We start from the raw sequence: 12,046 nt of genomic DNA, 5'->3' as shown, positions 1-12,046 counted from the left end.
ATTTACCTGTTTGAGGCAATAGAACATGTTCAAATTAACAAAGCAAACAACGGTTGCCTTAGGAGTTCCAGTAGCGCTTTTGGTTCTAGGTGCTAAACCTGCTCAAAGCGCCACCTTCAACCTGCAAGAAGCCAGCGTTTCTAGCATCAATCAGGCATTTGAGGCAGGTGCATTAACCTCTGAAACGCTTGTTCAGCTCTATCTCAATCGAATTGAAGCTTATGATGATGCAGGTCCGACACTAAACTCTCTGATTACAGTTAATCCTAATGCACTTCAAACAGCAGCAGCACTCGATTTAGAGCGGCAAGCCACCGGACCGAGAAGCATTCTGCATGGCATCCCCGTGATTTTGAAGGATAATTTTGATACTTTTGATCTGCCTACAACAGGTGGTTCATTTGCCCTTGAAGGATCAATTCCACCGGATGATGCATATGTCGTTAAACAGCTACGCGACGCAGGAGCAATCATTCTCGCTAAAGCTAATTTAGATGAATGGGCACATGGAGGAGCACCTGGTGGTGGTTACAGCTCTGTAGGCGGGCAAACTAAGAATCCGTATAACCTCAATCGGGGTCCGGCAGGCTCAAGTGGTGGTCCTGGAGCTGCGATCGCTGCTAACTTTGGCACAATTGGTTTAGGAACCGATACAGGCGGCTCGATTCGCGGTCCAGCTGCTGCTAACGGGCTAGTTGGCATCAAACCCACGCTGGGTCTCACCAGCCGAGATGGCATTATTCCCTTCTCGTTAACGCTAGACACGGGCGGTCCACTCACCCGAACTGTCACCGACGCCGCAATTACACTGGGCTTTATGACGGGTATTGACCCCAATGATTCAGTTACTAAAGAGAGCGAGGGTAAATTTTTTACAGATTACACTCAGTTTTTAGATAAGGATTCACTCCAAGGTGCACGCATTGGAGTTGCTAGAGATTTCTTTGGACGTAACTCTGATATTGATCAAGCAATTGAACAGGCGATCGCGGACATCAAAGCATTAGGGGCAACCGTTGTCGAATCAGTCACCTTTCCTCCAGAGGTGTTGGCAGCTCGCGGAGGAGTATACAGCACCATTTCTGATACAGAGTTTAAGGCGCAGATTGCTGATTATCTAGAAACACTCTCGGTTGACTATCCCAAAACATTAGCGGAGGTGATTGAGATCAGCCAATCACCGGAAGTCGTTAACTCGGAGTTTCCGGTGAATCCTAGTGTGTTAGCGCGGCTGATTGAGGCAGAAGTCAGAGGTCCGCTGACTAACCCTGACTATCTAGATGCTTTAAACAATGGACGTACCCTGATCAAAAATGCGACGTTGAATGTCTTGAACTCAAACGATCTGGATGCAATTATCTACCCGACATCTGGATGTCCAGCAGCCCCACGGAGTGGCATTGTGGACCCGACCTATGTGTGTAATCCTGGTACATCAGCCACCAACATCGCCAACCTAACTGGCTTCCCTGACGTACAGGTTCCAGCTGGATTTACCTCTGACGGATTGCCGATCGCCCTCTCCTTCTTTGGCAGTGCCTACAGCGAACCCAACTTATTGGGTTATGCCTACGCGTATGAACAAGCCACTAAGCTACGTCGTCCATCCTCCCTTGTTCCATCCCTTCCCGGTGAGAGGATTGAGTATGAAACCGTACCTGAACCGGGAATGGCGATCGCTTTAGGAGTGGCTGGGTTATCAGCTTTAGGTTTGAAGTGTAAGAGAGTTTAAAGTTCAACCTGATTTCCTTGGGTATTACTGAATCCCGTATGATTTTGCCCCTATATCCTTTGGCTCTGCCTCACATTAACTTCGTGCTCTCAACTCGTCTGTGAAACCTGTTGTCAGCAGATACCGAAAGCACTTATTTAACGGATCTTTGCACCACTACGAAGGCCGTCTATCAAGGAGATAAAGATATTGTTTACATTGGCTAGACGCACTGCTGTGTACTTGGCAGCTCCAGCTACACTTATTGCATTTGTTCCCAGTATTGCTGAAGCAGCAGTTTTTACGCTGGAAGAGGCAACCATTGCCGACATTAATCAAGCCTTTAATACAGGAATACTGACCTCTGAGAGCTTAGTGCAGCTTTATCTGAATCGGATTGCTGCCTACGATGATGCAGGCCCCACCATCAATTCGGTTCTGACTATTAATCCTAATGTTTTAGAGACTGCCATACAGCTCGATCTGGAACGCCAGATCTCTGGACCTCGTAGTCCACTTCATGGCATCCCTATTTTGCTCAAGGATAACCATGATACGTTTGATCTGCCAACGACAGGTGGATCAGCTGCGCTGATCGGCTCCATCCCTCCAGATGATGCCTTTGTCGTCCAAAAATTTCGTGAGGCAGGCGCGATTATTTTGGGCAAGACTGAAATGGATGAGTATGCGATCTCTGGATCGGGCTATAGCTCTATTGGCGGAGCTACGGTTAACCCTTATAATTTCTTGCGCACTTCCGCTGGTTCAAGTGGAGGTACGGGTGCGGCAATTGCCGCTAACTTTGCAGTGCTTGGCATGGGTAGCGATACGGGCGGGTCGATTCGGACACCTTGCTCATTTCAAGGTTTAGCTTGTATTAGACCAACGCGGGGTCTTGTCAGTTTGGATGGCATCATTCCCTTCGTATTATCTAGAGACATGATTGGTCCTATGGCACGGACTGTGACGGACGCAGCATTTGCTTTGGGTACAATTGTAGAGTTTGACCCCAACAACCCAAGTTTCATCACGCCAATTGCAGCGCCCGAGGTTGAACTGGACAAGTTCTTTACCGATTACACGCAGTTTCTCAACTCTGGTGCCCTAGAAGGCGCACGAATCGGTGTGGTTCGCAATTATTTAGGGCTGGAAAACGGAGTTGATCCAGAGATTACTCAACTAACTGAGGAAGCGCTGGAAATTATGCTGAGTCTCGGCGCTACCACGGTTGATGTCTCCTTTGAAAGAAGCTTCTTATCTACCCTGAATGGTCTGTATGGCACTGCTATTCCGGTTGAGCAAAAAGTGTATTTGGAGGATTATCTATCAACGCTGGGTTCTGAGTACCCGAAAACGATTGATGACCTGATTGCCGTTTTAGAATCTCCGGAAGTAGCAGAGTCTGAAACACCCTCGATTATTCTCAATACTTTGAGGAGATCAGCAGCAAGTGAAGGCTTTTCTGATCCTAACTACATCAATGTTGCTGATGTTCTGACTCCTTTTGTCAGGAACACACTGTTGGATACGTTAGATTCGATGAATCTAGATACCTTTCTTTTTCCAACCGTAAATTCTTTTGCTCGTCCACTGTTTGGAACGACAGATCCGACCTTTATTAGTTATCCAGGTGCCCCTCCAGCACGTCAGGCAGAATTTGCCAGCTCGGTTGGATTTCCAGACATTACCGTTCCTGGTGGTTTTAGCTCAACTGGACTGCCGATGACACTTTCGTTTACCGGACGCCCGTACAGTGAGTCAAAGCTGTTGGGGTTGGCCTATGCCTTCGAGCAGGCAACTCAATTCCGCCGTCCGTCTCCCTTACTGCCACCTCTGCCAGGAGAAGTCATTGATCAGGAACCTATCCCTGAACCTATTCCTGAGCCTGGTATGATTCCAGCGTTTCTGGCCTTCGGCGCGAGTGCCTTTGCAGTCAAGCAAATGAAGCGCAAGCGTAAAGCTGACTACAAAGCTTTCTTGGCACAGACCTCGATGGAATCCTGTAAGCTCGTGAATGCTTCTACGGCGGTTAGTTCTGCCCGAAGCTGAAGGGCGCGATCGCCCCTCTGGCTATGTGGAGGAGCGGTCGTCTGATAGAGTCACTCTAAATCCTAGTTTGGCTCTGTCTTCGCTTTAGCCCTACTGCCGTGACGCCGAATATCACTAGCGCAACCACAGTACCCGGTTCTGGAATCGTTTCCCCTTGGAGAGCGGGGGTACTGCTAGGGGGACGGCGGACTAAAGTTGCTTGTTCAAACGCATAGGCAAATCCTATCAGTTCAGGTTCTGTATAGGCCTTACCCAAAAAAGTGATGCCGTAGGGCGCGAGATTAGACTGGTACCCTGCTGGGACGATGATACTGGGATAACCCGCTTTCGCACCAATCGAGGCTCCCGTTGTACCGGGGAAGAACACAGTGTCTAAGTTGTAGGTGTCAATAAAAGCATCGAGTCCTTTCTCTTTGGACAGCAACAGATCCGTAGCCCGATCAGAAAGATATTTAGCAGTATCATCACTGCCTAGAGAGAGATCAATTGCCTCGGATGCCAGAGCCCGGGTTTGTCCATATTTGAGTGCAATGTCCGCGTTTGCTTCGTTGAAAGCAATTACGTCTGCCAGGGTTTTAACTGGAGCATCCGGACCCAGGCTGGCGAGGTAGGCATTGAGGTCACGTTTAAATTCGTAAGTCAGCACGGATGAGCTAAATCTGGAGAGTTCTCGTGCCGTCGGAATTTCTGCCTCGATAATTTCGGCTCCCAGGCTTTCCATTGCCGCGATCGCAGAGAAGGCGATCGCCCGTTGTTCTTCATTCAGAAAATCCCAATATAAATCTTTGGGCACCCCAATTCTTGCGCCTTTGAGTGCGCCTGCATCCAGAAAAGATGTGTAGTCGTTGTAAAACTTACCCTCACTAGTGAGCGTAGCCGGATCGCTTGGATCAACTCCCGTAAGTGTGCCTAGAAGAATCGCAGCATCTGTAACAGTTCGCCCAAAGGGTCCTGCCGTATCTTGACTGGCGGCGATCGGAATCACACCATCACGGCTAATTAAACCCACCGTTGGCTTAATTCCAACCACTGAGTTTTGGTTGCCAGGGCTAAGAATAGAGCCAGAGGTTTCCGTTCCCACAGATACCGGGACCAAGTTTGCAGCCACGGCTGCGGCTGCGCCAGCGCTAGAGCCCCCCGGAGACAGGATCGCTCTGCCATCTCCATCGGGCAAAGGAATTGGATTGTAGGGGTTAAACGTATAGCCGTTGAGAGAGCTGTAGCCCGCAGGCATCCCATTGGTCAAGAAATTGGCGAACTCAGTCAGCCTAGCTTTGCCCAAAATGATTGCGCCCGCATCCCGGAGTTGCTGAGTCAAAAAGGCATCATCTGGAGCAATTGACCCTTCCAGAGCCACCGAACCTGCCGTTGTCGGTAAATCAAAAGTATCAATGTTGTCCTTCAACAGCACCGGGATACCATGTAGCGGGCTGCGCGGCCCAGACAAATCTCGTTCAATATCCAGGACAGCAGCGGTTGCTAACGCATTGGGATTAATTTTAATGAATGTGTTTAGTCCGGGACCATTGATGTCATAAGCTTCAATGCGGTTCAGGTAAAGCTGCACCAATTTTTCAGAAGTTAACTTGTCAGCATCAAACGCCTGGTTAATTTCAGGAATTGTTGCTTCCTGAAGGGTAAAAGAAAATGCCTGGGCGGCAGATGGAAAAACGCTCACCATCGCCGTCTGCATTGCTAAAGAGGCGATCGCCTTCGTGATTGAATTTTGCATAGATGCACCAGTTCCACTCCTGATTCAGCCAATTGAAAGAACTGCACTAACAGATGCGTTACTCAGAATAGTGCCTGTGCAGATCTCTCATGCCTAAAGTTATGAGTTCCCCCAAGAAATAACTGTTCAGTGAGATACAAGCATTCAACACTGGGGAACATTTAACCTCATCTCTAAATTCTGCGTATGTCGTGAACATAGGATTTGAGGCGATGGTCAATCGAAGCTAAGTGAAGTTGCCGTAAAGATTGCAGTGCATAACATCGTTACTTTGAAGGTTAAGTCAAGCGATCCTATCGTTTGTAAAGTGGGTCACAGTATTTGCACGCAAGAGTTTCTCATAATAGCCCCGTGTTCTTGATACTGTTTACCTCTGCTTAGCGGCTAGAGCAGTACAGCGTTCACATAACCCTGCGATCGCGTTTGGGTGCTGTTTACCTGGAGGCTAAAGTTTTGTTGACGATCGCCCATAAAATTGCTGTAGGAGTTGCAACCCCAGCCGCGTTTTTAACGCTGTTGCCCGGAATTGCCAACGCTGCAACATTCCGCTTACAAGAAGCAACTGTTACCAGTATCAACGAGGCATTCGACGCTGGGGTGATTGATGCTGAACAACTGGTGCAGCTTTACCTCAATCGGATTGCTGCTTATGATGATCAAGGACCTGCACTCAACTCTCTCATTACCGTCAATCCAAAGGCTCTAACAGAAGCGGCGGCGTTAGATTTAGAGAGACAAACAACAGGAGCCAGAAGCCCGCTCCACGGCATTCCGGTCATCCTCAAAGACAACTACAACACATTTGACCTTCCTACCACAGCGGGTGCAACAGTCTTTAAGGACTTTATTCCTGAGCAAGACGCTTTTCAGGTGCAAAAGCTACGCGAGGCTGGTGCAATTATTCTGGCAAAAGCTAATCTGTCAGAATTTGCATTTTCGGGAGGCTCCTCTGAAAGTTCTTTAGGCGGCATCACACGCAATGCTTATGACCCGCTAAGAACGCCTGCGGGTTCGAGTGGTGGAACGGCAACGGCGATCGCGGCCAACTTTGGGGTGATTGGCTTTGGTACAGACACAGGCGGCTCCATTCGCAACCCAGCATCTGTAAGTAATCTAGTTGGGCTTAGACCCACCATTGGTCTTTCCAGTCGCTCTGGCATTGTTCCCCTGGCACTCTCTCAGGATGTCGGCGGTCCAATGACACGCACTGTCACGGATCTAGCGTTTGCTTTAGATGCCACAGTCGGTTTTGATCCTCAAGATCCGATCACGGCTACCAGTATTGGCAAAATCCCTGATACTTACACCAGCTTCCTGAACTTAAATGGGCTGCAAGGCGCAAGGATTGGGGTGGTGCGATCGCTGTTTGGGTTAGATGCTGACCCAGAAGCCGCAAAGGTCAATCAGGTGATCAATCAGTCAATTGCTGACCTGAAGCTGTTGGGTGCAGAGGTCGTGGATGATGTCACCATTCCCAATCTGGACACCATTCTTTCTTATCCCAGTTTGAGTGCATTTGAATTCAAGTTCAACTTGAATGACTATTTAGCTGCAAACCCCAATGCTCCTGTGCAATCTCTTACTGAAATTATTGAGAGTGGCGGCTTTTTGCCTTCTAACTTGAATACGTTGATCACCAGAAACAGCGTAGAACCTCTTGAGACAAACGCCAGATATCAAGAGATTATCCGCGATCGCCCCAAACTGACCCAGCAAAGCCTTCTTCAGGCTCTCAACTTGTTGGATTCAGACTCATCGAACAATCTGGATGCGCTGATCTATCCCACTAACACGAGACCCCCCGGACTCATTTCGCCGCCTTCTAATCTAGGATCAAATAGTCGTCTTAGCCCCTTCTCTGGCTTCCCAGCCCTGACAGTTCCTGCCGGATTTACATCTGGCAATCTCCCCATTGGTCTAGAATTTTTGGGACCAGCCTTCAGCGAATCAACCCTGCTGCGACTCAGCTATGCTTATGAGCAGGGAACCCTGAATCGTCGCCCTTCCTCCATTGTGCCACCGCTTGAGGGCGAGACAATTCCTGAGCCCGGTCAAACCGTAGGCTTAGCAGCGATCGGGTTGTTGCTCATAGGAGGCAGACTGAAACAGCGACATGGCAACCAAACTAAGCTTAAGACTTTGTGAGCTGACAAAGCTTAAAAGCCAAAATTCAACCAGCAATTCAAGGTTGGTGCGTCTATAGCAACTCATTCATCTCACGACTGATTTAGAACTGGGCGTTGCCGATTTGGTAATGGTATAGCTATCTCAAAAGCAGATTTCTTCGTGAAAAAATCATTACTTTTCAGCAACACCTAGAGCTGTTATAGAACACAGAGGGGCTGGGTTTTGCGGAAGCTTAGTCCTTCTGTGTTCAGCAAATATTGCTTAGCTGACGTGATAAATAGTTTCTAACTTACTTGTACTATCTGCCTCATGTCTGCTTTGTTAGGAATCATCCTCCTCTGCATTAACTCAACCACAGTGAGCAATCTCGAAAGCTTATCTTTGGCAGAAGAACCCATTCTTTGGCTATGTGAGGCGGAAAGTCGGTTGCGTTCTTATAAAGTTGCCCAACTCGATCGAGCTGTCGCACACTTTGTTTTAGAAATTTACAACGGTTCTGTGTTTGCTCCTGACCATTATCTTGAAACCATACAGATTGCAGTAGAGCTTGTAGGAAAACGACAACCCATGGGTTCCGGGCAGACGTCAGCAGGCACAACGGTTCGAGTTAGAGCGTTTGGTGGCAACATTGAGTGTCACGTAGAAGACAACTCTTGGGGTGCCGCAGCAGGCCGGTGTGAACGCATCGGCGATCTCAACTAGCTACATAAAACTAGTAGCAGTAGTACGTCAGAATGATGTGGGATTGAGCAACACCAGCAGATTAACGAGTTAATAATGGCGAGGGCTGAGGCACAGTTGGAGGTGAGCTTGGTAGAGTGAAGGCAGCGTTTGTTCGGGTAGGCTTGTGGTCAAGTAGCAAGCCTCAACTTTTTTCCACTCTCCTAGATGCGATCGCAGACATTGGCATCCTCCTATTAAGCTAGCTTGATCAGTTCTTCAGTTTCATCATCATTGCTGCTTCATCCCAGTAAGATGATACCTTTTGAATCTTGCCGGTATCATTAATTTCAAAGACACTAATTCCCTCACTTGTAACATTGCGACCGTTTTTTGCAGCGACCTGCATTGTCCATTTGACCGCTGCCCCATCTTTCACAAAGAAAATGTTGTCTTTTGACAGTTCTATCTTTTCAAAAAAGTTAGCCAACACCTTAAAGAACTGCTGAGCATCATGATGTATATGCTTTGGGGGAGCGCCAACAGGGTCATAGATGATGGCATCTTCTGAAAAAATCCCTAACCAACCTTCTGCATTCATCGCCGCCATGTTATCAAAGTAGACAGTCAGCAACGCTCCAATCTCTTCTGTTGACATGTTATCTTCCTTCTCATACGAATCGAGCTTTGCAGAATCTTCGGCAGATCCTACAAGGTTTACTTTTAGCCCAACTTTACAGTTGTATTTATGTACAAGAGGGGCATAAGTGGCGCTTATAGATCCCAATGAGTTACATACATTAATGGCATTTATGTTGATAAATAGCTGAAATGTATGGGCGATCGCTCACATTCAAGTTAGTAATTAGTTGCTCCCTACATATTGGGACAGGTTGGCATATCCTCTCCAATCAGCAGTCTTGCCAGACTGGGCAATGCTTCACCATAGGTTGGGTGAATGTGAACTGATTGTTCGAGTACCTGCCATGTTGCTTTAGCTTCCATGAGTGACAAAAAGACATGCACGAGTTCAGCCACTTCGTATCCCACTAGCGTTGCGCCTAAAATCAAATTTGTCTGAGTGTCGATGACCATGCGGTAAAACCCTAGATCGTGTCCCCACTCAATGCTGCGAGCGATATGAGCCATTGGCAGGGTGACTTCGCAGGCAGCAATGCCCTGTTTCTGAGCCTGCTCTAATGTCATCCCCACTCGTCCCAGTTGCGGCTCTGTATAGACGGCATAGCCTAACACGCGATCGTTGCGTGTCCGGTGTTCACCACACAGAATAGCTTTCAAGCGACGATAGTCTTCCCAAGAAACATGGGTAAACGCAGGCTGTTTGGCAACGTCTCCGATCGCATAGATTCCAGAGCAAGTCGTCTGAAACTGATCGTCAACTTTAATAAAACCTTGGGCATCTAATTCAACCCCTGTTGCCGCAGTATTTAATGCCCCAGTATTGGGCTTGCGTCCAGTCGCAATCAGCAATGCTTCCCCATCGAGTCCTTCACCATTACTCAGCGTTAGGGTAAACACACCATCGGTATAAGCAACTTGCTTGACCGTCGTGTTGAAATGCACCCCAATTCCGTCTTGCTTCAAGGCATCCAACAGCACAGCACTGACATCAGATTCCTCTTGAGCTAGCAGGCGATCGCCCCATACAATCAATTCGGTCTGACTTCCTAATCGCGCCATTCCCTGCCCTAACTCCAGGGCAATATAGCCACCGCCGACTACGAGCAACCGGGGCGGCATCTGCTGCAACTCAAAGAAATTTCGGTTGGTGAGATAAGGCGTTCCCGCTAAACCAGGAAAGTCAGGAATGGCAGAGGATGTCCCGGTGTTGATAACCACGATTGGAGCCTGCACCGTCACACCGCCGCCGCTGACCGTTCGCTCTCCGGTGAACGCAGCTTCAGCGCAGATGACTCGAACCCCGGAACTATCTAATCGCCGTTGAGTGCCCTGGTTAAACTGGCTGCGAATGCCACGTACCCGCTCCATCACCGCCGGAAAATCGACTTCAACCTGTGCGTGGATGCCGAGCTTTGCAGCTTGTCGAGCCCGACCTGCGGCATGGGCAGCGGCTAGAAAGGCTTTGGAAGGCGTACAGCCATAGTTGATGCAACTGCCGCCCAAGGCATCGCGCTCAAATAAAACCACGTTCTTTCCTGCTTTGGCAAAGTCAGCCGCGAGGGGAACTCCACCCTGACCACTGCCAATCACAATCACATCTGCTGTTTCCATGATTCCTCTGTTGATCGTTGGTTATTAAGGTTCCTTGGGTGAATCGATTGGTCTTAAACTAACGCAGTGACCTGAACGCGGCGCGGATCTCCTCAGAGAAGAGCTGTGACTCCTCCCACGCGGCGAAGTGACCGCCTTTATCCGCCTCGTGGAAGTAGATCAGGTTGCGATAGGCACGCCGGACCCACGTCTCTGGTGCTGGATAGATCTCTCCCGGAAATACCGTGATGGCCACCGGGAGCGAAATCTCATTAGTCTTCTGCGCGATCGCGTTTAAAAGGCTGGTGCTGCCATTCTCCCAGTACAGCCGAGCTGATGAGACTGCGCTGTTTGTTAGCCAGTACAGCGTGATGTCATCCAGCACCTCATCTTTTGTCGGGGACTTTTTGGCATCGCTGCTTGTCCAGTGTGCAAAACCTGGATGCCCTAAAAGCCACGCTGCAAGACCGACCGGCGAGTCTGTCAGTCCGTATCCGACCGTCTGCGGTCGCGTGCCCATCATCACAGCGTAGGCTCGGTCCTGTTTATTGAACAGGTTGAGTGAATCGAACGCTGCCCGTTCCTTCTGGGAAAGCCCTGCTGGTGCAGAACCGCCACTGGCGAGCACTGGGGCTATATCGGGCGGAATCGTTGCTGGCAAGTTGAGGTGGATGCCGAGTAATCCTGCGGGTGCTCGGTGCGCCATCGCGGTGGAGATAGGAGACCCCCAGTCACCACCCTGGGCAACGTAGCGGGTATACCCGAGGCGCTTCATCAGCTCCGTCCAAGCTCGCGCGATGCGATCGGGGTCCCAACCAGTGTCGGTTGGCTTGTCGGAGAAGCCATAGCCAGGAATCGACGGAATGACTAGGTCAAAGGCATCCTCTGGTTGTCCTCCGTAGGCAGTGGGGTCAGTCAGCGGGCCGATGACTTTCAGCTGTTCAACGACCGATCCGGGCCATCCGTGCGTGATGATCAACGGCAAAGCGTTCGGATGTTTGGAGCGGACGTGGATAAAGTGAATATCTAATCCGTCGATGTTCGTGACGAACTGCGGTAAGGCATTTAGCTTCGCCTCGGCTTTCCGCCAGTCGTACTCTGTTCCCCAGTAACGGACGAGATCCTTCATTGTCGCCAGTTGCAAACCCTGTGACTGGTCGGTGACCGTCTCTTGGTCAGGCCAGCGAGTTGCGGCGATGCGTTGGCGGAGATCGTCGATCGCCTCTTGCGGAACATGAACTTGAAAGGGGCGAATTGCAGTTGTGCCAGTGGACTGCGCGGTTTCAAGTTGGGTTATGGCAGTCTCATTGCTAAAGGGACGGAGTGTGTTGTCTTGGGTCGCGATCGCCTCGATTACAACCTGGGCTTGTGCGCCAGTCTGGGCGGGTTGCTGCGCCAGCACGCGGTTGAGCGGTGCTAGAAACACCGTTGCTACCAAGAGCGCAACGAGAAATCGTGAGAGGAAGAAAGCACCTACCGTGCGGGCTTTGGTTGGGTAATATGCTCTTTTCAGTTTGATCATGGTGTTTTCTCCG

Annotated in this window: 8 protein-coding genes; 4 read left to right on the top strand and 4 right to left on the bottom strand. The window is 49.6% G+C overall.

Annotated elements, in window-relative coordinates; all coding sequences use genetic code 11:
* Positions 1–25: 25 nt before the first annotated feature.
* Both KME12_16365 and KME12_16360 read left to right on the top strand, forming a co-directional pair.
* Entirely contained in the window at positions 26–1,732 is a 1,707-nt protein-coding gene (locus KME12_16365) for an amidase (protein ID MBW4489364.1), read from the top strand.
* Positions 1,733–1,921: 189 nt separating this feature from the next.
* Entirely contained in the window at positions 1,922–3,760 is a 1,839-nt protein-coding gene (locus KME12_16360; GenBank protein ID MBW4489363.1) for an amidase, read from the top strand.
* A 55-nt stretch (positions 3,761–3,815) separates the two neighbouring features.
* On the opposite strand, the gene KME12_16355 is transcribed toward KME12_16360, so the two are convergent.
* Positions 3,816–5,492, bottom strand: a complete 1,677-nt coding sequence (locus KME12_16355) for an amidase (protein ID MBW4489362.1) — start codon at positions 5,490–5,492, stop codon at positions 3,816–3,818.
* Between the two features lie 423 nt (positions 5,493–5,915).
* Between KME12_16355 and KME12_16350 the strand changes: the two genes are divergently transcribed.
* Positions 5,916–7,637, top strand: a complete 1,722-nt coding sequence (locus KME12_16350; protein MBW4489361.1) for an amidase — start codon at positions 5,916–5,918, stop codon at positions 7,635–7,637.
* A 291-nt stretch (positions 7,638–7,928) separates the two neighbouring features.
* Entirely contained in the window at positions 7,929–8,321 is a 393-nt protein-coding gene (locus tag KME12_16345) for a hypothetical protein (GenBank protein ID MBW4489360.1), read from the top strand.
* A 229-nt stretch (positions 8,322–8,550) separates the two neighbouring features.
* Here the strand turns inward: KME12_16345 and KME12_16340 are convergent, their stop codons facing one another.
* The 3 genes from KME12_16340 to KME12_16330 form a co-directional block, all read right to left on the bottom strand.
* Positions 8,551–8,937: a nuclear transport factor 2 family protein gene (locus tag KME12_16340; protein ID MBW4489359.1), complete on the bottom strand. Its 387-nt coding sequence runs from the start codon at positions 8,935–8,937 to the stop codon at positions 8,551–8,553.
* 218 nt (positions 8,938–9,155) lie between these two features.
* Positions 9,156–10,532 carry an FAD-dependent oxidoreductase gene (locus KME12_16335; protein ID MBW4489358.1) on the bottom strand — a complete coding sequence of 459 codons (1,377 nt, stop codon included), beginning with the start codon at positions 10,530–10,532 and terminating at the stop codon, positions 9,156–9,158.
* 58 nt (positions 10,533–10,590) lie between these two features.
* Positions 10,591–12,033 (bottom strand): epoxide hydrolase 1, encoded by a 1,443-nt coding sequence (locus tag KME12_16330; GenBank protein MBW4489357.1) that lies wholly within the window; start codon positions 12,031–12,033, stop codon positions 10,591–10,593.
* Positions 12,034–12,046: the final 13 nt, after the last annotated feature.

The organism is Trichocoleus desertorum ATA4-8-CV12 (assembly GCA_019358975.1).
Taxonomy (GTDB): domain Bacteria; phylum Cyanobacteriota; class Cyanobacteriia; order FACHB-46; family FACHB-46; genus Trichocoleus; species Trichocoleus desertorum_A.
The sequence above is the reverse complement of the archived record's forward strand: the minus strand, read 5'-3'. Positions and strand labels throughout refer to the sequence as shown.

Excerpts from the sequence above, each read along its gene's own strand:
- KME12_16365 (MBW4489364.1), top strand. The coding sequence starts at position 26 with ATGTTCAAATTAACAAAGCAAACAACGGTTGCCTTAGGAGTTCCAGTA.
- KME12_16355 (MBW4489362.1), bottom strand. The coding sequence starts at position 5,492 with ATGCAAAATTCAATCACGAAGGCGATCGCCTCTTTAGCAATGCAGACG.
- KME12_16345 (MBW4489360.1), top strand. The coding sequence starts at position 7,929 with ATGTCTGCTTTGTTAGGAATCATCCTCCTCTGCATTAACTCAACCACA.
- KME12_16340 (MBW4489359.1), bottom strand. The coding sequence starts at position 8,937 with ATGTCAACAGAAGAGATTGGAGCGTTGCTGACTGTCTACTTTGATAAC.
- KME12_16335 (MBW4489358.1), bottom strand. The coding sequence starts at position 10,532 with ATGGAAACAGCAGATGTGATTGTGATTGGCAGTGGTCAGGGTGGAGTT.
- KME12_16330 (MBW4489357.1), bottom strand. The coding sequence starts at position 12,033 with ATGATCAAACTGAAAAGAGCATATTACCCAACCAAAGCCCGCACGGTA.